Below are 26,623 nucleotides of genomic sequence, written 5' to 3'. Positions count from 1 at the left end.
GGCGGAGCTGTCGCGGGAGATCACCGAAGAACTGCGTGGGGAGATCCGCCGTCATGGCCAGCACTGAGACGAGCGTCGCCAAGGACGGCAGCGATCTCGACGGAGTCGAGGCGGGCCTGGACGCCCTGGAAACGGTCCAGACGGGCCGTACGCCGTTCCGGCGCACCCTGACCCAGAAGGTCCTGCCGCCGGTCGTCGCCGTCGCGCTGGTGCTGGCGGTCTGGCAGATCCTGGTGTGGGCCGAGGTCGCGCCCGACTACAAGCTGCCCTCGCCGTCCGACGTGTGGGGCGAAGTACGCCAGTCCTGGCTGCAGGGCACGCTGTTCGACTACATCTGGACGTCCGTCTCGCGCGGCCTGATGGGCTTCCTGCTGGCGCTGGCGATCGGTACGCCGCTGGGCCTGCTGGTGGCGCGGGTGCGGTTCGTGCGGGCGGCGATCGGGCCCATCCTGTCGGGTCTGCAGTCGCTCCCGTCGGTGGCCTGGGTGCCGCCGGCCGTGATCTGGCTCAGCCTGAACGACTCGATGATGTACGCCGTGATCCTGCTCGGCGCGGTCCCCTCGATCGCCAACGGCCTGGTGTCGGGCGTCGACCAGGTGCCGCCGCTGTTCCTGCGGGCGGGCCGCACGCTGGGCGCGACGGGGCTGAAGGGCACCTGGCACATCGTGATGCCGGCCGCGCTGCCCGGCTATCTGGCCGGTCTGAAGCAGGGCTGGGCGTTCTCGTGGCGGTCCCTGATGGCCGCCGAGATCATCGCCACCTCGCCCGATCTCGGCATCGGGCTGGGTCAGCTGCTGGAGCAGGGGCGCACCAACAGCAGCATGTCCCAGGTGTTCCTGGCCATCTTCCTGATCCTCGTCGTCGGCATCGCGATCGACCTGCTGATCTTCAGCCCGCTGGAGCGGTGGGTGCTGCGCAGTCGCGGTCTGCTGGCAAGGAGCTGAGTCCTTTGTTCAAGAAGCCGGTTCTCCTCGTCATCGCCCACGGCAGCCGCGACCCGCGGCATGCCGCGACCGTGCATGCCCTCGTACGCCGGGTGCGCTCGCTGCGACCGGACGTGCGGGTGGAGACCGGCTTCCTCGACTTCAACATCCCGTCCGTGCCGGGCGTGCTGGAGTCGCTGGCCGCGGAGGGCGTCCGTGACGTCGTGGCCCTGCCGCTGCTGCTGACGCGCGCCTTCCACGCGAAGGCGGACATCCCGGCCGTGCTGAGGGACGCGCCGCCGCAGCTCCGGATCCGCCAGGCGGAGGTGCTGGGTCCGTCCCCGCTGCTCCTCTCCTCCCTGGAACGGCGTCTGTACGAGGCGGGCCTGAGCCCCGCCGACAAGTCCTCGACCGGGGTCGTGCTGGCCTCGGCGGGGTCCTCCGACCCGGAGGCGAACGCGGTGATCGCAGCAATCGCGCGGGAGTGGCGGCACACCGGTTGGTGCGCCGTGCGGCCTGCGTTCGCCTCCGCATCCCTTCCCCGCACCGAGGACGCGGTGCGGGAGCTGCGGGCGCTCGGCTGCGAGCGGGTGGCTGTGGCGCCGTACGTACTGGCCCCGGGTTTCCTCCCGGACCGGATCGCGCGCGGCGCGGCCGACGCGGATGTCCTGGCGGACGTGCTCGGGGCGGCGCCGGAGGTGGCTCGGGTACTGGTGGAGCGGTACGAGGCGGCTCGGGTGCCGGTGCTGGCGGCGGTCGGGGCCTGAGAGGTCGTCTGCTTGAGCGATTCCCGTCCTCAGGGCAGCGGACCCGGCATTGCAGGGACCTCGGCAGGTCCGATCCTGTAGCGTCAGGAGGTCGTGCCGGGCCTGCCCGGTCGCGACCACGGTGTTGCGCCCACTGATGCGTGCGGGAGACGTGTTGGAGTTTTCGGGGGAGCGCGGCGGCGCTCACAGCGTCTTGGTGTTGTCCATCGGAGTGGGGAGCTTCGACGGCGAGGCCGAGGAGGAGCTTGGCTTCGTCACCGAGCGGATGGACGAAGTCTGCCGGGCCTTCGAGCAGTTGGGCGCGGGTGTCCCCGAACCCTCGGTGAACCAGACCGAAGGCGAGATCGAGGCCCTGTTACGGCGGTGGCTCATCGACGAACAGCAGCCCGCCGATGTGACCGTCGTGCATCTGATCGGGCACGGCCGTACCGATCGCAGCGGTCGCCTGTCCTTCGTCGCACGCGACAACCGCGGAGTCGACGTGGACCGGTGGATCGAGAAGGCGCAGCAGGAGGTCGAGCGGGGCGGCGACCGGCGTCGGATCGTCTTCTTGGTGGACACATGCTCGGCCGGGGCGGCAACAGGGCGGCAGCCGATTTCCGAACTCGGCGCCGGCCGGGGGGTGTGGGCACTCGGCTCTGTCGTCAGCAGCGTTCCCGCGGAGCAGGGCAAGTTCAGCCACTGGATCGCCACGGCGCTGGACCGGCTGCGAGGTTATGACTTCACCCTGACCGAAGGAGCGGTCAGGTTCACGAGCTTCGTGGAAGAACTCGTCAGGGTCGGCCGGCGAGAGAGTTCCACCTGGCGCATGTCCGTCGGTTTCAGTCTGGAACAGGGAGACGGGGACTGGCCGTTCCTGTTGAATCCGCGGACTGCGGGGCTGACGTCCGAGCAGATCCATGCGCGACGCAGCTCCCTGGGCTACGTACCCGGCCAGGAAGAGCTGCGCAAGGACCTGGGCGCGCGCATGGCGGCAGGCGAGGAGATCGACGACTGGACCTATTTCTACGATCGGGCCTCCGGGCGCGGCCTCGTCTCCGCCACCAGTGGCGCCGCGTTCTTCTCCGGCCGGACGGCCGAACTGAAGCGCTACATGGCGTGGCAGGCGAGCCGCAGCCCGCTGCTCACCGTGTCGGGCGCGGCCGGCGCCGGGAAGTCCGGGCTGTTGGGTGTCATCGCGTGTGCCGCCCATCCGAGCCTGCGCGGTCCCTTCCACGAGCAGTGGGAGATCGCCGATCCCACGCTTCCCGAGGTCCCCGGCGTCGTCGCCGTCCACGCCCGCCAGCGCTCCGCGCAGCAGGTCATCGACACGATCGCGGGGATGTCAGGACTCGAACTGCCCAAGGAGGACGAGGAGGACGGCGCCCCCGGCGAGCAGCAGGACGGCCTCCCGGCCAAGACCGACCCGGACAGGGACTCGCGCACGTGGACTTCCGGGCTGCTGCGTACGGCTCTGGGACGGGAACAGAAGAACCGTCTCATCGTGCTCGATGCCGTCGATGAGAGCACCGATCCGGACGCCGTCCTCCAACTGGTGGCCGATCTCCTCGTTCCGGAGGAGCAGTGCGATGTCACGGAGGCCTCTCCGTGCAGGATCCTGCTGGGCGGGCGGCACGAGGTCATCGACGCGTTGGCCGGTTTCAACGGGATGGAGGAAGTCACCGGCGAGGCCATCGACCTGGACACCGCCGATCCGGGCGCGGTCGAGGAGGACGTACGCCGGTACATCACCAGGCTGTTGAGGACCGGCGAGCCCTACGCCACGGGCGCTTCCGCCAGGTTCGTGGAAACGCTGGCCAAGCTGGGCGCACAGGGAATCGTCCGGAATCTGCGGCCGCACAGCCAGTGGGGTCCCTTTCTGCTGGCGGGACTGTACATCCACTACCTGATGACGCTCCCCCATCCACCGCTGGACGAAGGCGCCGCGGAGGCCTACGCGAAGGGAGCGTCGGCGAATCTTCCCGATCTGCTGGAGGCGGTGCTGACCACGCGTCGCGGCGAGTTCCCGGCGTTGCGCGCCGTCCTCGCGATCATCGCTCGCGCCAAGGGCAATGGCATGCCACGTGTCACGCTGCGGCGTTGTCTCAAGGTGCTGCACGCCGACGACATGACGGACAAGGACTTCGAGGCGACCCTGCGGGAGGCCTCCCCGTTTCTGCGCACCGGAGTGGATCGCGAGAGCAAGACCCTGTACCGGATCTTCCAGCAGGGTCTGGCGGACTACCTCCGCGATCACCCGCTGGGCCGCGACCCTCTGGACGCCCGGCAAAGCCTCGATCTCGAACGGCAGTTGTTGGCGGAGATCGTCGGCCCCTTCCTGGCGGGATCCGCCAGCCGGCCTTCCGACGGCTGGCTTGCGGCCGAGCCCTACGTACTCCAGCACGCACTGGGCCATGTGACAGCCGCCGAGTCCGTCGAGCACGCCGAGGCTCTCCTCACCGATCCGTACTTTCTGATCAGCTTCGATCCGAACCAGGACCACCGGGCGATCGACCTCTGCCACTCGGACCTGGCCGCTGAGTACCTCCGTCTCGTGAGCGCGTCATGGCGGGCGCACGGACGAACCAGAAGCGCCTCCGACCGGGCCTCCATCTTCGTCCTGGACGCCGATCGTCTGGATCTGCGGGAGCATCGGAATCGATTCGCCGGCATCGCAAGAGACGTTGCCTTCCAGCCGCAGGAAGCGGCACACGCGCTCCTGTGGGCGACGGGCGGTCGAGTGGACTCCAGTGACCGGTACATCGACACCGGCGGTTCCTATGCCCGTGGCATGGTCTTCTCTCCTGACGGCGCCTTGATCGCGACCTCGACGTACAACGACGTACGGATCCTGGAAACGGAGACCTGGCACAAGGCAGCCCCGCCGATCCGCAGGCAGGCCAACAGCATCGCGTTCTCACCGGACGGCACGCGCCTCGCCTTCGCCACTGGGGCATGGACCCGGAACATTCACTTCTGGGACATCCGCAACCGGGTTCTCGTCGGGAAACCGTGGGACTCCCAGACAGGGCCGGTCACTTCACTCGCTTATTCACCCGACAGTCGTTGGCTTGCCGTCACCAGCAGTGAACTGGAGGCGTCCGTCTGGGATCTCACTGGAGACACCCCCCACCGGGCGACCCGGCTGTCGGATAGCGAAAAAAGCGGAATGTCGGAATTCAGCCCCGACGGACGTCTCTTGGCCATGGTCGGCCCGTCACGTCTGCTCCTGTGGAAGACACGGGGCTGGGAGCCAGTTCCTCTCCAGTCCGAGCCGACCTGGGCCATCGCGTTCTCGGACCGGGCCGGTCGTCTCGCCTCGCTGCACGATGACAGCATCGTGCTGCGCTGCTGCGAGAGTCTCGAAGAGACGCATCGCATCCCGTTTGACGGCTACCCGAACCATTCTCTGGCCGTATCGGCGGACGGATCCTTGCTCGCCGTCGATATCGAGAATGTCATCCATGTCATTGACGTGGCGTCGGGAGAGACGGTCAACCGCCTTGTCGTAGGCGGCACCGCGGTCTACGGGCTCGCTTTCCACCCGGTCAAGGAGTCTCTCCTGATGAGCAGCTCCGGCGATGGCCGACTGCGTCTTTGGAAGGGCGTGACAGAAGAGCGGGTCGTTCCCGAGCTCACGGAGTTCGCTTCGGGTGATGCGACTGCCTCACCCGACGGCCGTTTTGTCGCGGCCATCGGCGAGGACGAGCAGTGGCTCACACTCCGGGACGCCATCAAGGGCAATGAGGTAGCACGCGTCTGGCTCGGCAAGGCGATGCCCAACCCGGATCTCTACTTCTCCCCCGACAGTCAGATGCTCGTGGCCGTCGGTTACCAAGGCACCATCCATGTCATACGTATGGAGGCGGTCCCACTCTCCGACGCCGCCCAAGCCATACGCGTCAACGGAAGACCAAGCAGTGTGCAGGCTCTCGCTTTCTCTCCCGACGGCCATCGGTTCGCGGTGAGTCTGGACGAATTTTCGTCAGGAACCAATTCGATCAGAGTCTGGGATTCGAGGACTCTGCGTCTCACAGCGCGCATTCCACTGCCGCAGTCAGCCGAATCCCTTGCCTTCGCCGGCCCGGACAAACTCTTCGTAGGACTCCGCGGCACCCTCGCGGTCTATCACTGCACCGATCCCGCATCGGAGGAACTCTCACCATGACCCGGGTCCTTGGCGTCCATGGCGTTCGCAACTACAAGGCCGCCGACACCACCCCGTACGACGGCAGTGTCCGTCTGCGCACGGACTGGCTCGCCGCCCTGGGGCCGAACGCCACGGCCCTCCAGCTCGAGACGGCCTACTATGCCGACCTTCTCCGCAGCCAGAAGCAGAGCGGCGAACTCGATGACGACGCACTCGCACTGGTCGAGCAGTGGGCCCTGGCCTGGGACGTGGACCTGGCCGGAACGCAGGGCCACGCCACCGGGTGGCTACGCTGGGTCTGCGGCAAGGTCGCCGAACGGACCGGGCAGAACCCGGCCTTGGTCGAGAAGACGGTCAGGCTCTTCTTTCCGGAGGTGACCCGCTACTTCGCCGCCGGTCGTACCGCCGTGCGCGAGCGGGTGCGCAAGGCGATGCTCCGTCACCGCCCGGACATCGTCATCGCCCATTCCCTGGGCAGCGTGGTCGCCTACGAGACGCTTCACGAACTATCGGAAGAACTCGACGTACGGCTGTTCCTGACGTTGGGCTCCCCGCTGGCCCTGCCGCACGCGATCTTCCACCGGCTCGACCCTCTTCCATCGGAGGGCCGCGGTACGAAGCCGCCGAACGTGCGGCGTTGGCACAACATCGCCGATGTCGGTGACTTCGTGGCCATCCCAAAAGGGGAGCTGGCCCGGGTATTCTCCGGCGTGGAAGAGCTTCCCGAGATCAACATCGCGCCGGTGTGGCCGCACAACGTGCTCGACTATCTCAAGCACTCTGCGGTGGCCGAGGCCCTCGCCTCCCGGTAACCGCCTCCTCGGCCAGCCCCACCAACTCCCCCACCGGCATCGACCCCGCCGCCCGCCGCTCCCGCGCGAAGGTGTTGGCGAGGCGCTGGAGGAGTTCGTTCAGGGGGGTGGGTACGCCGTGGAGGCGGCCCAGGAGGGTGATTTCGCCGTTGAGGTAGTCGGCCTCGATGGTGCCGGTGCCTCGGGTGAGGGACTGCCAGGAGGAGCCGCCGCCGCGGGGGGTGCCGGGGAGGGGGACGAGGGTGACCTTGTCGCCGAGTACCGCGCGTTGTTCCTCGGCGTCGGCGTAGGCGATCCCGGCGGCGTCGAGTACGGCGGCGCCCTCGGCACGGACGCGCTGGAACAGCGCCGCGGCCTCCTCGCTGTCGACGGGGCCGGCCACGGCCTCCAGGGCGTTGCCGAGGTTGGCCAGCAGCTTGGCGTACTGCCAGCGGGCCACGTCTGCCACGACCGGTGCCTCGAAGTGCGACTTCTCCAGGTCGGCGGCGATGAGGCGGGCGGTCTCGTCGGTGCCGTGGGGGTGGCGGCCGAGGTGGAGGATGCCGGTGAGGGGGCGGCCGGCCGCGGAGACGACGCCGGGTTCGATGTAGGTCGACGGGAGCCAGACGCAGACGCCGTAGACCCGGCGGAAGAGGCGCAGGGCCAGGCGCTGGCTCTCGACGCCGTTCTGTGCGCAGACCAGCGGGAGTCGCTCCGCGGCCGTGCCGCCGCCCGTCACCGGGGCCGGGCCCCAGGTCTGTAGCGCGGCCACGCTGTCCTGGGTCTTGACGGCGAGGACGAGGACGTCGTCGGGGCGGAGCTCCCCGAGCGCGGCGGGGCCGTCGACGACGGGCAGCCGGTGGGTCAGCTCGCCCTCCGGCACCCTGAGCCGCAGCCCGTGGTCCCGTAGGGCCTCGAAGTGCGCGCCCCGCGCGACCAGGACGACGTCGCGCCCCGAGCCCGCGAGCCGTCCGCCGATGACACCGCCGACCGCTCCTGCCCCGATGATGATGTAGCGCATACGACGAGCCTCGCACACCCGTCCACGGGGTTGACCTTGCCCCTGGGGCAGGCTTGAGGGTTCCCCGCATGGACGACGACTTCTACTCGCGGCAGACGCCTTACAGCGATCCCGGGGAGCTGGACATCAGTGGGCTGCCGAGCGATCCGCGCGGACTCGCCCTCGTGGTACGGAACGTGATGATCCATCAGGGGGACGGGAGGCGTTTGGGCTACGCCATCCCCGAGGAACGGCTGCGCGAGGACGCCGAGTCCCGGTACGTCACCGAGATCCTGCGGGTCCTGCGTGAGCGCCGGGACGCTCCGTTGACCGAGGCGCGGAAGCCGGAGGAGCGGTTCGTGGGGACGTGCCGGGACTTCGCGCTGTTGCATGTGTCGCTGTTGCGGGCCACGGGGACGCCCGCGCGGGTGCGGGGTGGCTTCGGCACCTACTTCGTGGACGGCTTCCACGAGGACCACTGGGTCAGCGAGTACCGGCTGCCGGACGGGAGTTGGCGGCTGGTCGACCCACAGGTCCTGCATCCGGCCTACGGCGATCTCGGCTTCGATCCGCTGGACGTGCCGCGCGACCGGTTTCTCGTGGCGGGCGACGCGTGGCGGGCGTGCCGGGGCGGGGCGGCGGATCCGGGGACGTTCGGGTTCTGGAGTGACGGGGCGCTGCGCGGGATGTGGTTCGTGCGGGGCAGTCTCGTCCTCGACCTGGCGTGCCGGGGTGGCGTGGAGACGCTGCCCTGGGACGGCTGGGAGCCTCTGGCGGGCTTCGGTGACGTGTCGCTGTCGGACGGCGACCTCGCGCTCCTGGACGCCGTGGCCGCCGCGCACACCGACGAGGACGTACGGCGCCTGTGTGCGCAGCCGCGGCTGGCGCCGCCCCGCGAGATCCTCTCCAAGTCGCCCTCCTTCGGTCTGCGCGAGGTCACGCTTCCTCGGCACTGAAGGGCGTCCCCTGGTGGAAGTACATCTGCCATCCTTCGGCCGTCCGGCGCCACAGCGAGCTGCGGTGGGCGTGCCGGCCGCCGTACTCCGTGTCGAAGGTCAGGTGGACGACGTCGGGTGCGAGCCGGACGCCCCGGATCTCGGAGGTGACGACGTACCGGTCCTCGGGGTCGGACGGATCGGTGTCCACCGGCAGACGGGCCAGGGTCGTCGCCCGGTCCCAGCGCCTCCCCGAGGAACCGAACTCGTGGAAGTCGGGGTGCAGCAGCGCCCCGAGCGGTTCGGGCGAGCTGCGGACTTCGGGGTCCAGGAGCCTCAGTTCGCCCTCGATGGCCGCCTGCACGGCGGGATCATGGTCAGTCACCTGTCATCTCCACGAGCTTCACGACGGTGTTCCAGTTGCGGCTGGTGGCGATCAAACCCTTGTTGAACCGGGGCCGCGACAGGATTTCGGCGAGCTTGGAGCGGCCGAGGCCGTCCGGGGCGTAGAGGTACAGCGCGCGGTCGCCGAGGCGGAACTCCTCCGGGAGGTGGGCGGGCTGGTCGATCTCCGCGAAGCGGCCGGCGTCGACCGGGGCGGAGAAGTAGGTGACATGGAGCTGCTTGGCCTCCAACTCGGCTGCCGGGAAGGGGCAGTTGTCGGCGACGGCCCGGAGGTAGGCGTGGTCGCGCACGATGACGTCCACGGCGAAGCCGAACTGCTTCTCGATCGCCGACGTGAGCTCGGCGGCCAGGGAGTCCTCGTCGCCGTGGTCGGCGGTGAAGACCGCCTGGCCGCTCTGGAGGTAGGTGCGTACGCCGCCGTGGCCGAGGCCGGCCAGGAGGGTGCGCAGGTCGGCCATCGGGACTTTTCTGCTGCCGCCCACGTTGATTCCGCGCAGCAGCGCCGCATACGTCGTCGTCATCCGGCCACCTTAAGGCGGCCCACTGACAGTGGCCGGGCTGTCGTGGCCGTCGTGCCCCGTGGGGGTGGGCACGACGGCCCGGAGCCGTAAGTTACTTAGCGGTCAGTACAAAGCACAACCTCATCGCCCCGATAGATGTAGGGGACCTTCGTCCTCCCCAGTGGGGAGAGGGCGGTGGCCGAGCGGATGAGTTCCGGCCGCCGTACTTCACCGGGAAGCACGACGAGATGGCTTTATCCGGCCCATACCTTCGAAACGAAAGGGGGCGGCAGGGGGCCGCCACCGCAATCAAGGGGGCAAGCCCGTCATGGGGAACGGAGACACGCGAGTGCGGGGGCTCGCCGCCCGCGCAGGCGGCTGGAGCGCCCGCCATCGATGGGCTGCCGTCGGCATCTGGGTGCTGTTCGTCGTCCTGGCGATGGGGCTCGGCTCGGCGGCGGGCCGGGTCGACGTCAAGGACAGCGACCAGCTGAAGGGCGAGACGCACACCGCCGCCAAGATCGTCGAGGACGCCGGGATCGACGAGCCGGCCGGGGAGACCGTCCTGATCCAGGCGAGGGACGGCGGCCTCAAGGCCACGGACGCCGAGTTCAGGTCGGCGGTCACCGCGGTCGTGAAGGCGGTCGAGGGCACCGGCGAGGTCACGGACGTGACGTCGCCGTACGACACCCGGACGATCTCGAAGGACGGCCGCAGCGCGCTGGTGCAGTTCGACATGCGCGGCGAGGCGGACACGGCGGGCGAGCGTGTGGAGCCCGTGCTGAAGGCCGTCGGGGACGTCCAGAAGGACCACGAGTCGCTGCGGATCGAGGAGATCGGCGGCGCGAGCATGACGAAGACGTTCGACGACGCGTTCGGGGACGACTTCCAGAAGGCCGAGTACTCCGCGGTGCCGGTGGCCCTCGGCATTCTGCTGATCGCCTTCGGCGCGCTGGTGGCGGCTCTGCTGCCGGTGCTGCTGGCGGTCACCGCGATCATGGCGACGATGGGCCTGATGGGCCTCGTCAGCCACGTCATGCCGATGAGCGACACCGCCAACTCCGTGATGCTGCTGGTCGGCCTGGCCGTAGGCGTCGACTACTGCCTGTTCTATCTGCGCCGTGAGCGTGAGGAGCGCGAGGCCGGCCGGGACGCGCAGACGGCCCTCAGGGTCGCCGCCGCCACCAGTGGCCGGGCGATCATCGTCTCCGGTGTCACGGTGTGCGTGGCGATGGCGGGCATGCTGTTCACCGGGCTCGCCGAGTTCGAGGCGATGGGTCTGGCCTCGCTGATGGTCGTGGCGGTCGCCATGGTCGGGTCGGTGACCGTGCTGCCGGCGCTGCTGTCGCTGCTCGGCGAGCGGGTCGAGAAGGGCAGGATCCCCTTCCTGCACCCGCAGAGCAAGCGGAGCCGGGGCCGGGGGCGCGGCAACCGGGAGAGCCGGTTCTGGACGGCCGTACTGAAGGGCGTGCTCGCCCGGCCGGTCGTCTCGGTCGCCGTCGCGGCCGGTGCGCTGCTGGCCATCGCGGCGCCCGCGCTCGGCATGAAGACCCAGCAGCTCACCCTGGACAAGGAGTTCGGCGGCTCGCTGCCGATCGTGCAGACGTACAACCGGCTCAACGAGGCCTTCCCGGGCGGCTCCGAGCCGGCCGAGGTGGTCGTGAAGGCGAACGACATCAACTCCCCCGAGGTGAAGTCCGCGCTCGCCGACTTCCGCGAGCGGGCGATCAGTTCGGGCGCCTCGCGCGGCCCGGTGGAGATCAAGCTGCACGACGAGCAGAACATCGCCTTCGTGTACGTCCCGCTGGTCGGCGGCTCCGACCTCGACAAGGCGGGCGTGAGTCTGGACAAGCTGCGCGACGAGGTACGGCCGGCCACGCTCGGCAAGGTGGAGGGTGTCGAGGCCCCGATCACCGGGCAGGTCGCCGGGTCGAAGGACTTCAACGACCAGCTGGCCGGAGCCGTCATCCCGGTCTTCGCGTTCGTCGTCGTCTTCGCCTTCGGTCTGATGCTGCTGTCGTTCCGCTCGCTGACGGTCGCCGTCACCTCGATCGTGCTGAACCTGCTGTCGGTGGGCGCCGCGTACGGCATCCTCGTCGCCGTCTTCCAGCACGGCTGGGGCGCGTCCCTGGTGGGCGCGGAGGGCGTCGGCGCCATCATCACGTGGCTGCCGCTGTTCCTCTTCGTGATCCTTTTCGGCCTGTCGATGGACTACCACGTGTTCGTGGTCTCCCGGATCCGCGAGGCGCGGCTGCGCGGCCGTACGACGAAGGACGCGATCCAGCACGGTGTGGTCACCACGGCCGGGGTCGTCACCAGTGCCGCGGTCATCATGGTCGCCGTGTTCGCGATCTTCGGCACGCTGTCCATGCAGTCGATGAAGCAGATGGGCGTCGGCCTCGCGGCGGCCGTGCTGATCGACGCCACGATCATCCGGGGTGTGCTGCTCCCGGCGGTGATGGCGCTGCTGGGCGAGCACAACTGGTATCTGCCGAAGTGGCTGCACCGGCTGCCGGACCTGACGCACGACGAGGCACCGGAGGCCGTGACACGGAAGGCGGCTCGGGACGACGAGGGTGAGCGGGTGCCTGTCTGAGCCCGTCCGCCCGACAAGCGGGGCCCGTCGACTCCCCCCGGAGTCGGCGGGCCCCGCCGCGCATGTCACGGCGGCCGTACGCGGCCTGCCAGCCTGCGGCCCCAGGTCTGGCCCGGTACTTCGACGTAGCGATGGGTCAGCACGCACAGCGGCAACGGCACGACGAAAAACGCCACTTCGGGCAGGAGATCGTCCTGGCGGCGGCCGACCGTGCTGTCGACCACGGCCAGCAGCACCGGATGGGTCAGATAGACCGAGTAGCTGATCGTGCCCAGTCCGCTCAGCATCCGAGGTGGCCCGGTGGACGGCGGTGCCGAGGAACATCACCGCGAGGATCACCAGGCCTTCCCACAGCGGGACCGTGCCGTTGAACACGACCAGGACGAACGCCGACACCCCGCCCAACACGCCCCCGGACACCCGCAGTACGGGTGACGTGGCGCTCGCACAGCACAGGGCGACCGCCATGGCGATCGAGGCGAACACGATCAGCGGGCCGGTGCCGACCAGCCCGGACAGGGCAGAGGGCGGCAGCACGACCCCAGCCGCCACGCTCACGGCGGCGAGCACGGCCAGGAGGAGGGCGGTCGCCGCGGACCGCCGGTGCAGGCGGAGGCGGAGGCGGAGGCGGGCACGATGTAGCCGCTCACCAGGAAGAACACCATGATGCCGTACCGGCTGGTGCTGAACTGCGGCATCAGCTCCCGCCGGAAGTCCGCCATGAAGGTGTACGACGAGTAGTTCAGTCCCGATGGGCGGACCTTGGCCACGGCCGGTGCCGGAGGGGTCCGCCTCTGGGACCTCGCCACCGGTCGGGCCAGGATCAGCCTGCCGGGCCGGTCACCCGTGGCGGTGGCGTTCAGCCCGGACGGTCGGAGCGTGGCCGTCGGCACGGGCGGCTCCGTGGAGCTGTGGGACCTCTACCTGCCGGACCCGGCTCGCGCGATCCACGCCATCGAGGCGGCCATCGGCACCACTCACCCCGCTTCGTCCCGCGCCACGGGGTGAGCCGTCAGCTCGGCCTCGATGAGATCGGCGGCCCGGCGCGTCCCGCCTTCCCCGGCCATCTCCGCCTGGATGTCCTTCAGACGCCGGGCGACCTCGGGGTCGTCGACGAGCGCGAGGGCCGTCTCGCGCAGGAGCTCGGCGGTGGCCTCGTCCGTCGGGAGGTGGCGGGCGACGCCGAGTGCCTGGAGCACGTCGGCGTTGCCGAACTGGTCCGCGGCCTGCGGAACCGCGATCATCGGGGTGGCCGTGGCCAGGCCCTCCTGGCTGCCGCCCGCCCCGGCGTGGGTGACGAACAGGTCGGCCTGCTTGAGGATCGCCAACTGCGGGACCCAGGAGCGCACTTCGACGTTGGCCGGTACGTCGCCCAGCTCGGCGGGGTCGACGTGTCGGCCGACCTGGAGCACCAGATGCCAGCCGGGCAGGTCGCCGAAGGCACGCACGCACTCCCGGTAGAAGGCGGGCTGCTTGGTGAACGCCGACCCGAGGGAGACCAGCACGACCTTCTCGGCGTCCGCCGGACGCGTCCAGTCGCCGTCGGCCGTGCGGTCGGCCTGGCAGGCGCCCACGAACGAGTACACGGACTCGTCCACCCGGTCGGCGTTCCACTGGAGCGCCTTCGGGATCAGGACGAGGGAGCGGTCGGGGCGTCCGGTGAACGGGTCGGGGTGCTGGGTGACGCCGTTCTCCTCCAGCCACGCCTGGAAGCGCTGGTAGTAGGCCCGGCCGCGCTCCGTCTTCTTCGGCTCCTCCCACATCGGCTCGGCGACCTCCTGTTCGTACCCCTCCCAGGCGACCATGCACGGGGAGAGCGAGATCGCGGGGACGCCCCAGCGGTGGGCGAGGACGCGGGCCGGGTAGGAGGCGATGTCGTGCAGGACGAGGTCCGGCTCGTCTCCCTCGTACGCCTCGGCCAGCTGCGGCAGGGCCTGGATCGCGTCGGCCAGGAACGGCTCGACGTTGTCCAGCAGGGTGCTCCCCCAGGCCTCCGGGTCCGCGTCGGGGCCGGGCAGCGTGGAGGTCCAGAGCTTCGGCTCGGCACCGGTCTCGGCGACCTTCTCGGCGAAGGCCGGCGGAATCGCGTACGTGACGCGGTGCCCACGCGCCACGAGCTCGCGGATCACTTCGAGACTGGGGTTCACGTGGCCGTGGGCGGCGATGGAGAACATGGCGATGTGAGCGGGGGTGGTCATGGAAGCGAGGTTAAACGAGACGATACGTCTCGTGCAAGTTGGTTTCGCGGTGCCGGTGGCCCGTGTGTCGCTGTGCCGGTGGCCCGTGTATCGCTGCGCCGGTAGCCCGTGTGTCGCCGCGCCGGCACCGCGCGTGTCACGGCGCCAGCACCTCGTGCAGTACCAGCCACGCCCCCGGCGGCACCTCACCGACCACAACCCTCACGTCGAGGCCCGCCCGACGGAACGCCGCGTCGACCCGCCGCCTCGGATGGACCCGGCGCAACGACGCGTGCAGGGATCCGCCCACCCCCGAGAACCCCAGCTCCACCAGCGGCCGCCAGCTCGCCTGCGCGGCGGTGTCGAGCAGCGGAGTGCGGCGCCGCTCGATCCGTACGATCCCCGCGTCCACGCGGGGCACGGGCCGGAAGCCGTGCCGCCCGACGCGGCCGAGCAGCCGCCACTCGTAGCGCGGCCAGGTCAGGACGGTCAGCCGGGTGTGCGAGAGCGCGCGGGATACGCGGGTGGGGCGGGCCATGGACTGCGGTCCTTGGCTTCCGTGGAGAGGGAAAAGGGCAGACGAAGGCCCTGACCGGAAGACAGGAGAAAAGGAGGGGAGCAGAGGCTCCGCGTGGGATCAGCGGGCGTGGTTCCCCGGGCCGGTCAGGGCTCCGGGGCCGCGGCGCATCCGTACGGAGTGCGCGTAGCCCCGGCCGTGACCGGAGATGGAGATCGCGTTGTTCGCTGCCACGGACGGCACGTTGGGCGTGGCCGGGTGACCCGGACAACCGAATTACCCGGGCGCTCGCGTCAGCGCTGGTAGCGGGCGAGCACCAGGTTCCCGTCGTCCTCCAGACGCTCACGCAGCTCGCGCAGCCCGATGGCTCCGCTGTAGTACTCCTGGAACGCGGGCGTGGCGACCTTGTCCTTCCATTCCGGGTAGCCGCGTACCGACTGGGCGGGCGCCGAGCGCAGGTGTGCGGCGAGGGCGGTGCCGGTGGCCCAGTCGTTCTCGGTGGTGTGCAGGGCGGGGTCCTGCAGGGCCTGGGTTCCGGTGGGCAGCATCCAGTCGCCGAGCGCCAGCCGGACCGTGTTCTCGGGCCGCAGCAGGAAGTCGATGAACTCGGCGGCCTCCCGCTGGTGCGGGCTGTCCTCGGCGATGGACAGGGTCTGCGGGCTGACGCCCTGGGTGAGGCCGTCGGCGCCCGCCGGGGCGGGCAGCACCTGCCAGTCGAAGCCCTTCGGTGCCTGCTGCACGATCTGCTGGCGGTAGGAGAAGCCGAGCGGGACCATCGCGTAGCGGCCGCCGAAGAAGCCGGGCAGGGTGTCCGAGCCTCCGCTGCCCAGGGTGGTGGGCGAGGCGCTGCGGTCGGCGTTGACCTGGTCGTGCACGGTGCGCGGCATCACCTCGTCGGCCGCCTCGAAGCGGACGGTGACCTTGCCGTCGGCGCCGCGGTGGAAGAGCTGCCCGCCCGCCGACAGGGACAGGTTGAGGGAGGCGGAGACGGGTTCCTTGAGCGGCCAGGCGACGCCGTACTTCCCGGCCCCGCTCAGCCCTTCGGTGATCTTCCGGAACTCCGGCCAGCTCCACGGCCGTTCGGGGGTCGGGATGCGTACGCCCGCCTCCTTCAGCCACTTCGCGTTGGCGATGAGCACCCGCGGCTCCTGGAGGAACGGCACGCCGTAGATCCGGCCGTCGAAGGTCGCCGTGTCCCAACTGTGCTGCGGGATGTCGGACTTGAGCCGGCGCGGCAGCAGGTCGGTCAGGTCGGCGAGGTAGCCGCCGTACGCGAAGTCCGCGAGGTCGTCCGAGGCGTCGTGGATGATGTCCGGAGCCTCATCGCCCTCGAAGGAGGTGAGCAGCTGGTCGTGGACACTGTCCCAACTGCCCTGTACGTACTCGACCTTGACGTCGGGATGGGTCGCGTTCCACTCCTCCACCAGCTCCTTGTTGGCCTCGACGGACTCCTCCTGCCAGGCCAGTGACTGGAAGCGCAGGGTGACGCGCCCGCCGGAACGGCCGTCGTCGCCGCTGCATCCGGCGAGCAGCAGGGCGAGGACGGCGACCAGGGTCGACAGCACTCTCGTACGCATCAGCTCTTCACCGCCCCGGCGAGCATGCCGCCCGTGATCCGCCGCTGGATGACCGCGAAGACCACCAGCGAGGGCAGCGTCGCGAGGAACGCGGCGGCGGCCAGCGGGCCGAGGTCCGCGACTCCCTCCGCGCCGATGAAGTGGGTGAGGACGACCGGCAGGGTCTGTTTCTCGGGGGTCTTCAGCAGAACGAGCGCGAAGAAGAACTCGTTCCAGGCCGTGACGAACGCGAACAGCGCCGTCGCCACGATCCCCGGCGCGAGCAGCGGCGCCGTCACCGACACCAGCGTCCGCAGCCGCCCGGCCCCGTCGACCGCCGCCGCCTCCTCCAGCTCGGGCGGCACCGCGCGGACGTACCCGACGAGCATCCACAGCGCGAACGGCAGCGCCCACACGACGTACACCATGACCAGCCCCGGCACCGAGTTGATCAGCCGCAGGTTCTTCAGGACCAGGAACAGCGGGATGATCACCAGGACGAGCGGGAACGCCTGGCTGACGACCACCCAGCCGGTCGCCGCGCGCGCGAGCCGGGTGCGGTGGCGGGCCATGACGTAGGCCAGCGGGGTCGCGAGGAGTACGGCGATCAGGGCGGCGCCGAGTGCGGCGACCAGGGAGTTGAGGGCGGCGTGCAGCAGGGGCTGTTCGTCGAAGGCCTGGCGGAAGTTGGCGAGGGTGGGGTCCTTCGGGATCCAGGTGGGGTGCAGGCTGCCGAGCTCGCGCGGGGGCTTGAAGGCGGTGGAGATCAGCCAGAGGAAGGGGAAGGCGAGGAAGAGGAGGTAGGCGAGAAGGGCGGCGTACTGGCCGACGCGGCCCGCGGTGCTGGTCCTCATGACCGGTCACCTCCCCTGAGCCGGCCCACGAGGAGTACGGCGAGGAGGGTCGAGATGACCGCGACCATCACGCATCCCATCGCGGCCGCGTAGCCGAACTGGCCGTAGCGGAAGGCCTCTTCGTAGGCGAAGAGCATCGGCAGGCGGGTGCGGCCGCCGGGGCCGCCGCTGGTGAGGACGTAGACCAGGGCGAAGGAGTTGAAGTTCCAGATGAGGTTGAGTGCCGTGATGGACAGGGCGACGGGCCGCAGGGCGGGCCAGGTGACCGTGCGGAAGCGGCGCCAGGCGCCGGCGCCGTCCACGGCGGCCGCCTCGTGCAGTTCGCGCGGGGTGTTCTGGAGACCGGCGAGCAGAGCGACCGTGGTGGTCGGCATGCCGGCCCAGATGCCGACGACGATGACGGCGGGCAGGGCGGTGCCGAGTCCGCTGAGCCAGTCGCGGCCGTCGCCGAGGCCGAGGTCGCGGAGCGTCTCGTTGAGGATGCCCGCGTCGGGGTTGTAGACCAGCCGCCACATGACGCCGACGACGACCTCGGGCATGGCCCAGGGGACGATCGCGAGGGCGCGGGCCAGCCAGCGCAGCCGCAGGTCCTGGTTGAGCAGGAGGGCGAGGCCGAGCGCCAGCAGGAACTGTGGCACGGTGACGCCGACGGCCCAGACCAGGCCGATCCGGAACGACTCCCAGAACAGCGTGTCGTGCAGCAGGTCCCGGAAGTTGAGACCGCCGATCCACTGGGTGGGCTGGGTCCGTCCGGACTGGGCGTCGGTGAAGGACAGCAGGATGCCGTAGAGCAGCGGTCCCACGCTCAGGATCAGGATCGGGATCAGCGCGGGGAGGACGAGGAACCAGGCGCCGTGGTCCGTGACGCGCCGCTGCTTCCGGTCGCCCGGGGTGCGTCTCACCGACCTCTCCGCCTCGGTCACCGATGTCACGGAATCAGCCCCTTTGCACGGCACGGGTGGGCCTCGTCATGGTCGTGAAGGCGCCGTACCCCGTCAAGACCGCGCGCACGCGGTCCGACCTGTGGAAATGCGAGACTGACCGGAATACATACCGAGACGGACAGGCCGGGCGGGACACGGAGGCGGACGATGGACGAGGCACGGGCGCGGGACGTCATGACCGCGGCGGGAGTACTGTCCGGCCCGGCGCGGGACGCGCACCTGCTGGCCCTGGGCGAGAACGCGGTCTTCGCCGCCGGTGACCTGGTCGTCAAGGTGGGCCGCGACGCCGAACTCCTGGACCGGGCCCAGCGCGAACTGGACATCGCGGCGTGGCTGGCGGAGGCGGGCGTTCCGGCGGTGCGGGCCGCCGAATCGAAGCCGCTGCTGGTGGAAGGGCACCCGGTGACCGTGTGGCACCGGCTGCCCGACTCCGTACGGCCCGCCGAGCCACGGGATTTGGCCGAACTGCTACGGGTCGTGCACGCCTTGCCCGCGCCCTCCTTCGCGCTGCCGCCCCGGGAGCTGCTGGGGGGTGTTGAGCGCTGGCTGCGACTGGCGGGGGACGCGGTCGACGCGGCGGACGCGACGTATCTGCGCGAGCGCCGGGACGGTTTCGCGGCGGCCGCGGCCGCCCTGTCTCCGCATCTGCCGCCGGGTCCGATCCACGGGGACGCGCTGCCGCGCAATGTGCATGTCGGGCCGGACGGGCCGGTGCTGGTGGATCTGGAGACCTTCTCGGCCGACCTGCGCGAGCACGACCTGGTGGTCATGGCACTCTCCCGCGACCGGTACGGGTTGCCCGAGGCGGCCTACCGGTCGTTCGTCGAGGCGTACGGCTGGGATGTCCGGGAGTGGGAGGGGTGCTCGGTGCTGCGCGGGGCGCGGGAGACGGCGAGTTGCGCTTGGGTGGCGCAGCACGCGCCGAGCAATCCGAAGGCGTTGGCCGAGTTCGAACGGCGGGTGGCGTCGTTGCGGGACGGGGACGAGACGGTGCGGTGGTATCCGTTCTGAGCGCGAACCGCGCCGTGCCTACGTGTCGTTCTTCCGGCGCACCATCTCGGTGATCCAGACCGGCGCGAACGGTGACGTGCAGCCCGGGGACGTCGGGTAGTCCTTGAGCACCTCCAGGCGCTCGCCGATGGCGAGGGCACGGCCGCGGTACTCGGCGTGCTCGATCCCGATCTGCGCCAGGCAGTGGTTCATCGCCCACTGGAGACGGTCCGGGGCGTCCTTCATCTCCGCCTCGATGGTGTCGAGCAGTCCCGGGAGGTCGAGGCCCGTGGGCTTCTTCGCCACGCGTTCGGTGGTCAGCGCCCAGCCGGCGCCGGCGACGACGGGATCGGGGTCGGCGAACCAGGCCACGCGCAGCTCCTCGGAGTGCGGGCTCTTCTTCACCACGTAGTTCACGAGCCAGTCGTGCACCTTGGGGGTGCGTGCGTCGCGCAGCATGCTGTCCAGCTCGTCGCGCTCGAACGCCTTCGGGCGGCAGATCAGCAGCGCCAGCAGCCGGGCCGCGGTGTCCTCGGTCGCCCAGAGCCGGCGCGCGAGCTCCTGCTGCGTCTTCAGCCGCTTCGCGAGGGCGCGCAGCTTGCCGAGGTTCACACCGTGATCGTCGCCGTGCTTCTCGTTCACCGCGCGGATCTTCAGGTCGTCGAGCCCGGCCAGTTCGGCCAGCACCTCGGCCACCGTCGTCTCGGTCAGCGCCGTCTCGGCCACCTCGGCCTCCTGTCCCTCATGTGCGGGATTCAGCCTACGACGGAAAGCGCCGCGTCCTGGTGGCTGCGCGGGCGGCGGCACGGCCATGGGCTTCGGCCCCGGGACCTGCCAGCATGAGCAGGCTCGATGCGAGCCTCGTCCCTTGGAGGTCTGATGCGTGCAGGCGTCGTGGTCGCCGCGCAGCCCGGTGTGGAGGACCTCGCCGTGCGGGCCGAGGAGTTGGGCCTGCACAGCTTCTGGGTCAATGACACCCCGATGGTCCACGGGGACCCCTTCGTCGCCCTGAGCCTGTGCGCGAAGGCCACCCGTCGTATCCGGCTCGGTGTCGGCGTGACCTCACCGGCGTTGCGCTCGGCCCCGGCCGCGGCGAGCGCCTTCGCCAGCCTCAATGCCCTGGCACCGGGCCGGATCAGCTGCGGGGTCGGCACCGGAAACACCGCCCGGCGCACGCTGGGCATGCCGCCGACCACGACGGCCGCGCTGGAGAACTTCACCGCGGCACTCCAGGACCTGTGTGCCGGGCGCCCGACCGAGTACCGCGAGGGGAACCGGGTCCGCGGCATCCGGTTCCTGCACGCCGGGGCGCAGGTGAACACCACCGATCCGATCGAGTTCGTCGTGGCCGCGCTCGGGCCCCAAGCCGCCGCCGTCGCCGGGCGCCGCGGTTCCGGCCTCATCTCCTTCGGCCTGCTCGACCCCACCGCCTGGCACGCGCTGCACGACGCCCGCCGCCAATCCGCCCACGGCACGCTCCACGACCCCGACTCACCCGACTCACCCCCGAACTCCTACGTGGTCACCGCGCTCCACCTGCTGCGCGACCACGAGGACGCCGACAGCGACGCGGCCCGGGACACGACCGGTCACCTCGTCCTGTCGCTGCTGGACTTCGCCGCCGACACCCCCGCCTTCGCCGCGCAACTCGGCCCCGACGCACGCGAGGCGGTGCGGCAACTCCTCGACCGGCGTGGCACCACCGCCACCGCGCCGGACCGGTACACCAAGCTCTATCCCAACTACCTCGGACGCATCGCACCACAGGACCGGGACCTGGTCCTTCCCTCGCTGATGAACAGCCTGGCCCTCGTCGGCACCCGCGACGACCTCCGCACCCGCATCACCGCCCTGGAACAGGCAGGCGTCGACGAGCTCCTCATCCAACCGGTGATCGACCCGCCCAGCGAGATGGCCCAACTCGCCGAACTCCTCGCCTGAACGCCTGGACCGGTCAGTCCAGCAACGCGGCCGTGAACGTCTCGCGGCGCTCCGCCAGCCAGGTCCGCACACGATCCCAGCGTTCCCATCCACCGCGCTCGGCCAGCGCCCGGACATAGACCGCGTCGCCGTCAGCCACACGGCGGGCCACGAAGGCCCGGCAGACCTCGGTGGCCTGCTCCACGACGCCGGGCAAGCCGGCGCGGTCCCGCGGTGAGAGACCGTAGCCGTCGGCGAGGATCCGCAGCCGCGCCGGCGCATCCAGCCCCGCGGGATAGAAACCGGCCGCAGACGCGGGATCGAGCATCGGCACCCAGTAGCGGGCGGTCATGGCGACGTCCCAGAGGGGACGGCCCGGGGCCGCCAGGTCGAAATCGATCAGGGCGATGGCACGGCCGTCACGGAAGACGACGTTCTCCGGGCACACGTCGTTGTGGCAGAGCATCGTTCCGCCCTCCGGGTCGGCCAGGTCCCCGGTCCAACCGGCACGGGAGTCGACCCCGACGGCCGCGCTGGTCTCATGCAGGCGCCGCAGCAGGCGCCCCACCGACTCCAGAGCGGTTCTCGTCATCACCCGGTCCTGGAACGGCGGCAGAGCCACGTCGCCGACGATGAAGGTCAGTTGCTCACGGCCGTCCTCGGTGAGACCGACAGGGGTGGGCGCCGCGTCGAAACCGTGCTTCTTCAACGCGAGGAGATAGGCGTGCAGGGCGGGTGCGTTGCGCGGCGCCGGACGCTCCACCAGAGCACCGCGGCGGAAGACCGCCCCCGCGTTCGCCATGCCGCCGACCAGTGCCTCGCCCTCAGCCGTCATGCCGATCACGCTACCGCTGTGGAGCGACAGGCACTCATGGCCCCGCGTCGCGGATGGTGCGCGCGGCGTGGCTCAGCTCGGTGAGGACGGTGCGGACGGCTGTACGGGCCGTGCGTTCGGGGCGGTAGAGCGCGTCGATGTGTCGCCTGGCCTGGACTCCGCTCAGCGGCTTCAGGACCAGCGCCGGATGCGGGCGCATCGTCCAGCGCGGGATCAGGGCGATGCCGCCCCCGGCCGCCACCGCCTCGGCCACCACCGCGAACTCGTTGATGCGGTGGGCGAGATGGGGGCGGCGGCCGGCCGCCGCGGCGATGGCCTCGATGACGGCGAGCACCGGGAAACCGTCGTGCACGGTGATCCACGGTTCGTCGGCCACGTCACGCGGGGTGACGCGGCGCTTGGCGGCCAGCGGATGGTCGGCGGGCATGGCGACATCGAGCGGCTCGCGCAGCAGCGTCGTCGTGGCCACCGTGTCCGGCCAGGGCGGGGCGTGCTCCAGACGGTGGGCGAGGACGATGTCGTACTCCCTGGTCAGGCGCGGGAAGTCCTCCTGCGGCACGTCCTCGTCGGCGAGCCTCGGCACCGGCCGGCCCGGCCCGGCGAGCGCGCGCAGCAGCAGCGGGAAGAAGGCGGAGCCCGCGCTGTGGAACGCCGCCACCGACACCTCCGCGTCCGGCTGCCCGAGGAACCCCTCGACGGTGTGCCGGGCCCGCGCGAGCGCCGTCTCCACCTCCACGGCCGCGCCGGCCAGCGCCTGTCCGGCGTCGGTGAGGACCAGCCGACGGCCCTGCCGCTCGGTGAGCGGCACCGGGATCGCGCGCTGGAGCAGCCGTAGCTGCTGGGAGATCGCCGACGGCGTCACCAGCAGCGCGTCGGCGACCGCCGTGACACTGCCCAGTTCGCCGAGCTCCCGCAGGATCCGCAACTGGCGTTCGTCCATGGCGTCAGTGTAGGGACGATGTAGTGCCGCTAAATGATCGTTTTAGAAGGTGGTACTGGGCTTCATGGAGCTTCCGGTGCACCGTAGGCGGGTGTCCGACGTCCGCCGTACCGATGCGGTACTCCTCCTTGTCGCGCTCGTCTGGGGTTCCAGCTATCTGTCCGCCCAGACGGCGACGGCCGCGCTGCCCGTCCTGCTGGTGCTGTTCGCCCGCTACGCCCTCTCCGCGCTCGCCTGTCTCGGTCTGGTCGCCTCCCGGCGGGGCGGGGCTCGCCGGTGGGCGCGTGACGAGCTGCGGGCCGGTGTGCCCCTGGGGGTGACCCAGGCGGCGGTCCTGGTCGTGGAGACGTACGGCGTCGCCCACACCAGCGCCGCCAACGCCGGCCTCATCATCAGCCTGACCATCGTCCTCACCCCGCTCCTCGACCGCGGCGGCCACCGCGGCGCGCCGCCTGCCGCGTTCTTCGCCGCGACCGGCCTGTGCGTCCTGGCCGTCGGGCTGCTGATGTCGGGCAACGGCTTCCACGCGCCGCGCCTCGGCGATCTGCTGATGCTCGGCGCAGCGGTGATCCGGGCCGGGCATGTCGTCCTGGTCGGCCGCCTCACCGCCGGCCGGGCGGTCCGCCCGCTCCAGCTGACGACGGTGCAGACCCTCGTCGGCACGGCCCTGTTCCTGCCGGTCGCCGTCCTCGACCTGCCGACACTGGTCCACGCGGACCCGGCGACCTGGGCCCAGCTGGTCTATCTCGCCCTGTTCTGCAGTGTGTTCGCCTTCCTGGCGCAGACCTGGGCGGTGCAGCGCACGTCCGCCAGCCGGGCCAGTCTGCTGCTGGGCACCGAGCCGGTGTGGGCCGTCGCGGTCGGCGTGGCCCTCGGCGGCGACCACCTCACCGCGCTGACCGGCCTCGGGGCGGCTCTGATGGTCGCCGGCACGTACTGGGGGCAGGCGGTGGAGCGCGCGCACCGCGCCGCACCCGACCCCGGGCCCGACCCTGGCCCCGACCCTGGCCCCGACCCCGCGCTGCCCTCACCGTCCCTCCCGCCACACACCTCGTCCCGTATCTCGACCCACCCCCTCGACAAGGACTCCGCATGCCCGACCGCCCCGACGACGGCACCGCCCACCACGACACTTACGGGCACCTGATCTCCCTGCTCGACTCCTCCCGCGTCGACTACCGCCTCATCGACCACGAGCCCGAGGGCTCCACCGAGGCCGTCTGCGCGCTGCGCGGGCACCCGGCCTCCGAGGCCGCGAAGTGCATCGTGCTGCGGGTCAAGGTGGACCGGCGCACGACCCGTCATGTCCTCGCGGTCGTCCCCGGGGACCGCCGGGTGGACCTGGACGCCGTCCGGGCGCTGTTCGACGCGCGCTACGTCGGTTTCAGCGACGCGGACACGGCCGAGCGGCTGGCCCGTGCCGTCCCGGGCACGGTTCTGCCGTTCAGCTTCGACGACGACCTCGAGGTGGTCGCCGACCCGGATGTCGTGGCCCAGCCGAAGCTGTACTTCAACGCGGCCCGCCTGGACCGCTCCCTGCTCATCTCGGGAGCGGACTACGAGCGGCTGGCCAAGCCCCGCATCGAGCGCGTCGCGGGGCCGGCAGCACAGGAGCCCGGGCCGCCCCGGGTGTGAGGGCGGGCTCGCCGAGAGGTCTCGGGAGGGCACAGGGCATGCGGTGCCCTGTGCTCAGACGGTCTCCCCCGCCGTCTCGCCGGCCGGCTCCCTCAGCGGCCAGGTGCCGTCGACCACCGCGGTCGCGTCGCCCTTGCGGCGCAGGAAGCTCTGGAAGTCCGCCGCCCACTCGGCGTACCACTCGATCTGGCGCAGGTGCAGCTCCGCCGGGCCGAGGGCCGCGATCTTGGGGTGGCGGCCGCCTATCGCACAGGCCAGCCGGGCCGCGGCGAGGGCGTCGGCGCAGGCGTCGTGGGCGGCGTCGAGTGCGATGCCGTACTCCCGGCAGACCGCTTCGAGGTTGCGCTTGCCGCGGCGGTAGCGGTCGGCCCAGCGGTCGATGGTGTACGGGTCGATGACCGGGGCGGGGTCCCGGCCGCCCAGTCGGTCGCGCAGGGACGGCAGTCCGTAGCGCCGCAGTTCTGCGGAGAGCAGGCTCAGGTCGAAGGCCGCGTTGTAGGCGACGACCGGCACGCCCGTCTTCCAGTAGGCCACCAGGACGTCCGCGACGGCGTCCGCGACCTGGTCGGCGGGGCGGCCCTCGGCGGTCGCGCGTTCGTTGCTGATGCCGTGGACCGCGACCGCGTCCGCCGGGATCTCGACGCCCGGATCGGCGAGCCACTCCTTGCGCCCCAGGGGCTGCCCGTCCCGGACCTCGATCACGGCGGCGGTGACGATGCGCGCCTCGCGCGGATCTGTCCCGGTCGTCTCCAGGTCGAAGCCGATCAGCAGCTCACGGTGCCAGCCCATGGGCGGTCCCCCTTCTTGGTGGTGCGTTCCCCCAGTGGTCTCCACCTTCCCATGGGCCACTGACAATCAGAGGACCGCGTTCCGCTTGGCCCGTGGGACGGTTCAGGACACGGGTTCAGGACACAGGTCGCGAATCCGCCCACATGAGCTCGAACTCCTCGCGATACGTGGGGAAAAGCCCGCCTTCGTCCATCTCGTCCGACTTGACCACCCGGCTGCCGTTGCGCAGCACCAGGACCGGCGCCTCCAGTCCGCGCATCCGGCGCAGATAGGTCTGCACGACCGCGATGCCGTCGGAGCCGTCGCCGTCCACGAGGTAGGCGGTGAAGCGGGGCGTCTCGTCGAAGACCTGGATCTCGAACGCGCCCGGGTCCCGCAGCCGCGACCGGACCCGGCGCATGTGCAGGATGTTCATCTCGACGGCGCGGCTCAGCTCGCCGCGCTTGATGCCGAGTTCGCGTTCGCGCCGCTTGACCGCGCTGGAGGCCGGGTTCAGGAACAGCAGCCGCACCCGGCAGCCGGACTCGGCCAGCCGCACCAGCCGACGGCCGGAGAAGTTCTGCACGAGCAGGTTGAGGCCGATGCCGATGGCGTCGAGCCTGCGGGCGCCGCCGAAGATGTCCTCGGCCGGGAACTGGCGCAGCAGCCGCACCCGGTCGGGGTGCACGGCGACCACGTCGGCGTACCGGTCGCCGACCAGGTCCTCGACGGCGTCGATGGGCAGCCGGCGCGCCGACGGCACGTCTCCGCCCGTGCCGAGGATCTCCAGCAGCCGCGCCGAGGCCCGTTCGGCCTGGTTGAGGACCGCCTCGGACAGGGCGCGGTTGCGGGAGACGACGTTGCGGGTCACTTCGAGCTCGTCCAGGGCGAGTTCGACGTCCCGGCGGTCGTCGACGTACGGCTCGAAGCACGGCCAGTGCTGCACCATCAGCTCGCGCAGCTGCGGCAGCGTGAGGAAGCTGAGGACGTTGTCGTCGGCCGGGTCCAGCAAGTAGCCCTTGCGGCGGCTGACTTCGCGTACGGCGACCGCCCGCTGCACCCACTCCTGGCCGGCCGGTCCCGCCGCCGCGACCACCCAGTCGTCGCCGTGGACGGGTTCGTAGATGGGGCGCACGACAGCGGCCACGACCGCGCGCAGCCGCTGTTCGACGAGGTTCAGCCAGATGTAGGCCCGGCCGGCGCGCTGGGCGCGGGTGCGTACCTCGAGCCAGGCCTCGGTGTCCCAGTCCAGCTCCGGGCCGATGGAGCTGGTCTCCATCGGCCGGGCCAGGGACACCGTGCCGGGCGGGACGTCTGCGGAGTTCCCCTCGTGACCCTCGTCACCAGGGGGCAACTCCAGCCCTCCCGAGCCCACCCGCGCACCGCCTTCCGCTCCCCCGAGCATCCCCGTCCCAACGATCAAGGAAGGGTACTCCGGGAG

General features: G+C 70.8%; 22 protein-coding genes and 4 pseudogenes. 12 read left to right on the top strand and 14 right to left on the bottom strand.

The features are described from left to right. Nucleotides 1-53 precede the first annotated feature (53 nt). From AQJ67_RS17745 to AQJ67_RS17730, 4 genes are all read left to right on the top strand, one after another. A complete protein-coding gene (locus tag AQJ67_RS17745) occupies nucleotides 54-944 on the top strand; it encodes an ABC transporter permease (protein WP_062719799.1) in 891 nt (296 codons plus the stop codon). 5 nt (nucleotides 945-949) lie between these two features. Next, nucleotides 950-1,690, top strand: coding sequence for a sirohydrochlorin chelatase (locus AQJ67_RS17740; protein WP_062719798.1), 741 nt, complete (start codon nucleotides 950-952; stop codon nucleotides 1,688-1,690). Between the two features lie 199 nt (nucleotides 1,691-1,889). Then, nucleotides 1,890-5,837 carry a WD40 repeat domain-containing protein gene (locus tag AQJ67_RS17735; protein WP_159058781.1) on the top strand — a complete coding sequence of 1,316 codons (3,948 nt, stop codon included), beginning with the start codon at nucleotides 1,890-1,892 and terminating at the stop codon, nucleotides 5,835-5,837. Continuing rightward, complete coding sequence (locus tag AQJ67_RS17730) at nucleotides 5,834-6,631, top strand: hypothetical protein (RefSeq protein ID WP_062719796.1); 798 nt, start codon at nucleotides 5,834-5,836, stop codon at nucleotides 6,629-6,631. The genes AQJ67_RS17735 and AQJ67_RS17730 overlap by 4 nt, the downstream gene beginning before the upstream one ends. On the opposite strand, the gene AQJ67_RS17725 is transcribed toward AQJ67_RS17730, so the two are convergent. Beyond that, the gene (locus tag AQJ67_RS17725) at nucleotides 6,591-7,631 is read right to left on the bottom strand and encodes a ketopantoate reductase family protein (RefSeq protein ID WP_062719795.1); all 1,041 of its coding nucleotides are present in this window, start codon (nucleotides 7,629-7,631) and stop codon (nucleotides 6,591-6,593) included. The two genes, AQJ67_RS17730 and AQJ67_RS17725, sit on opposite strands and share 41 nt — an antisense overlap. A gap of 68 nt (nucleotides 7,632-7,699) precedes the next feature. Between AQJ67_RS17725 and AQJ67_RS17720 the strand changes: the two genes are divergently transcribed. Beyond that, the gene (locus AQJ67_RS17720; protein WP_062719794.1) at nucleotides 7,700-8,566 is read left to right on the top strand and encodes a transglutaminase-like domain-containing protein; all 867 of its coding nucleotides are present in this window, start codon (nucleotides 7,700-7,702) and stop codon (nucleotides 8,564-8,566) included. Here the strand turns inward: AQJ67_RS17720 and AQJ67_RS17715 are convergent. Then, nucleotides 8,547-8,930 carry a nuclear transport factor 2 family protein gene (locus tag AQJ67_RS17715; RefSeq protein WP_062719792.1) on the bottom strand — a complete coding sequence of 128 codons (384 nt, stop codon included), beginning with the start codon at nucleotides 8,928-8,930 and terminating at the stop codon, nucleotides 8,547-8,549. The genes AQJ67_RS17720 and AQJ67_RS17715 overlap by 20 nt on opposite strands. After that, nucleotides 8,923-9,471: a DUF1697 domain-containing protein gene (locus AQJ67_RS17710; protein ID WP_062719790.1), complete on the bottom strand. Its 549-nt coding sequence runs from the start codon at nucleotides 9,469-9,471 to the stop codon at nucleotides 8,923-8,925. The genes AQJ67_RS17715 and AQJ67_RS17710 overlap by 8 nt, the downstream gene beginning before the upstream one ends. 307 nt (nucleotides 9,472-9,778) lie before the next feature. On the opposite strand from AQJ67_RS17710, the gene AQJ67_RS17705 reads away from it, so the two are divergent. Next, nucleotides 9,779-12,046, top strand: a complete 2,268-nt coding sequence (locus tag AQJ67_RS17705) for an MMPL family transporter (RefSeq protein ID WP_062719788.1) — start codon at nucleotides 9,779-9,781, stop codon at nucleotides 12,044-12,046. A gap of 65 nt (nucleotides 12,047-12,111) precedes the next feature. Here the strand turns inward: AQJ67_RS17705 and AQJ67_RS44465 are convergent. Next, nucleotides 12,112-12,768, bottom strand: a pseudogene (locus tag AQJ67_RS44465) (acyltransferase family protein). 40 nt (nucleotides 12,769-12,808) lie between these two features. Here AQJ67_RS44465 and AQJ67_RS50695 point away from each other — a divergent pair. Then, nucleotides 12,809-12,922 (top strand): annotated as a pseudogene (locus tag AQJ67_RS50695) (hypothetical protein); the annotation flags it as partial. Between the two features lie 3 nt (nucleotides 12,923-12,925). Beyond that, nucleotides 12,926-13,054 carry a hypothetical protein gene (locus tag AQJ67_RS50195; RefSeq protein ID WP_279616891.1) on the top strand — a complete coding sequence of 43 codons (129 nt, stop codon included), beginning with the start codon at nucleotides 12,926-12,928 and terminating at the stop codon, nucleotides 13,052-13,054. On the opposite strand, the pseudogene AQJ67_RS17685 reads toward AQJ67_RS50195, so the two are convergent. The 5 genes and pseudogenes from AQJ67_RS17685 to AQJ67_RS17665 all read right to left on the bottom strand — a co-directional run bounded on the left by AQJ67_RS17685 (nucleotide 13,024) and on the right by AQJ67_RS17665 (nucleotide 18,082). Further along, nucleotides 13,024-14,335 (bottom strand): annotated as a pseudogene (locus AQJ67_RS17685) (glycosyltransferase). The gene AQJ67_RS50195 and the pseudogene AQJ67_RS17685 sit on opposite strands and share 31 nt — an antisense overlap. 45 nt (nucleotides 14,336-14,380) lie before the next feature. Further along, nucleotides 14,381-14,722, bottom strand: a pseudogene (locus tag AQJ67_RS17680) (rRNA adenine N-6-methyltransferase family protein); the annotation flags it as partial. 311 nt (nucleotides 14,723-15,033) lie between these two features. After that, on the bottom strand, nucleotides 15,034-16,317 hold the full coding sequence (locus tag AQJ67_RS17675; RefSeq protein WP_062719778.1) for an ABC transporter substrate-binding protein: 1,284 nt from the start codon (nucleotides 16,315-16,317) through the stop codon (nucleotides 15,034-15,036). Then, a complete protein-coding gene (locus tag AQJ67_RS17670; protein WP_062719776.1) occupies nucleotides 16,317-17,150 on the bottom strand; it encodes a carbohydrate ABC transporter permease in 834 nt (277 codons plus the stop codon). The genes AQJ67_RS17675 and AQJ67_RS17670 overlap by 1 nt, the downstream gene beginning before the upstream one ends. Next, a complete protein-coding gene (locus tag AQJ67_RS17665) occupies nucleotides 17,147-18,082 on the bottom strand; it encodes a carbohydrate ABC transporter permease (protein WP_062719774.1) in 936 nt (311 codons plus the stop codon). Before AQJ67_RS17665 ends, AQJ67_RS17670 begins: the two co-directional genes overlap by 4 nt. A 159-nt stretch (nucleotides 18,083-18,241) precedes the next feature. On the opposite strand from AQJ67_RS17665, the gene AQJ67_RS17660 reads away from it, so the two are divergent. Beyond that, nucleotides 18,242-19,105, top strand: a complete 864-nt coding sequence (locus tag AQJ67_RS17660) for a phosphotransferase enzyme family protein (protein WP_062719772.1) — start codon at nucleotides 18,242-18,244, stop codon at nucleotides 19,103-19,105. A gap of 18 nt (nucleotides 19,106-19,123) precedes the next feature. On the opposite strand, the gene AQJ67_RS17655 is transcribed toward AQJ67_RS17660, so the two are convergent. Then, nucleotides 19,124-19,795 (bottom strand): DNA alkylation repair protein, encoded by a 672-nt coding sequence (locus AQJ67_RS17655; RefSeq protein ID WP_425264164.1) that lies wholly within the window; start codon nucleotides 19,793-19,795, stop codon nucleotides 19,124-19,126. Nucleotides 19,796-19,963: 168 nt separating this feature from the next. On the opposite strand from AQJ67_RS17655, the gene AQJ67_RS17650 reads away from it, so the two are divergent. Continuing rightward, on the top strand, nucleotides 19,964-21,025 hold the full coding sequence (locus tag AQJ67_RS17650; protein ID WP_062719768.1) for an LLM class flavin-dependent oxidoreductase: 1,062 nt from the start codon (nucleotides 19,964-19,966) through the stop codon (nucleotides 21,023-21,025). Nucleotides 21,026-21,038: 13 nt separating this feature from the next. Here AQJ67_RS17650 and AQJ67_RS17645 read toward each other — a convergent pair whose 3' ends face one another. Continuing rightward, entirely contained in the window at nucleotides 21,039-21,839 is an 801-nt protein-coding gene (locus tag AQJ67_RS17645) for a phosphotransferase (protein ID WP_062720088.1), read from the bottom strand. A 34-nt stretch (nucleotides 21,840-21,873) separates the two neighbouring features. Continuing rightward, entirely contained in the window at nucleotides 21,874-22,779 is a 906-nt protein-coding gene (locus AQJ67_RS17640; protein WP_062719766.1) for a LysR family transcriptional regulator, read from the bottom strand. Between the two features lie 64 nt (nucleotides 22,780-22,843). Here AQJ67_RS17640 and AQJ67_RS17635 point away from each other — a divergent pair, with 64 nt between their 5' ends. Further along, nucleotides 22,844-23,926: a DMT family transporter gene (locus tag AQJ67_RS17635; protein WP_063807336.1), complete on the top strand. Its 1,083-nt coding sequence runs from the start codon at nucleotides 22,844-22,846 to the stop codon at nucleotides 23,924-23,926. Continuing rightward, nucleotides 23,872-24,414 carry a YbaK/EbsC family protein gene (locus AQJ67_RS17630; protein WP_062719764.1) on the top strand — a complete coding sequence of 181 codons (543 nt, stop codon included), beginning with the start codon at nucleotides 23,872-23,874 and terminating at the stop codon, nucleotides 24,412-24,414. Before AQJ67_RS17635 ends, AQJ67_RS17630 begins: the two co-directional genes overlap by 55 nt. Nucleotides 24,415-24,468: 54 nt before the next feature. On the opposite strand, the gene AQJ67_RS17625 is transcribed toward AQJ67_RS17630, so the two are convergent. Further along, nucleotides 24,469-25,203, bottom strand: a complete 735-nt coding sequence (locus AQJ67_RS17625; protein ID WP_062719762.1) for a 3'-5' exonuclease — start codon at nucleotides 25,201-25,203, stop codon at nucleotides 24,469-24,471. A 115-nt stretch (nucleotides 25,204-25,318) separates the two neighbouring features. After that, nucleotides 25,319-26,587 (bottom strand): SAV2148 family HEPN domain-containing protein, encoded by a 1,269-nt coding sequence (locus AQJ67_RS17620; protein WP_208614992.1) that lies wholly within the window; start codon nucleotides 26,585-26,587, stop codon nucleotides 25,319-25,321. Nucleotides 26,588-26,623: the final 36 nt, after the last annotated feature.

Source organism: Streptomyces caeruleatus (assembly GCF_001514235.1).
Classification (GTDB): Bacteria; Actinomycetota; Actinomycetes; order Streptomycetales; family Streptomycetaceae; genus Streptomyces; species Streptomyces caeruleatus.
The sequence above is the reverse complement of the archived record's forward strand: the minus strand, read 5'-3'. Positions and strand labels throughout refer to the sequence as shown.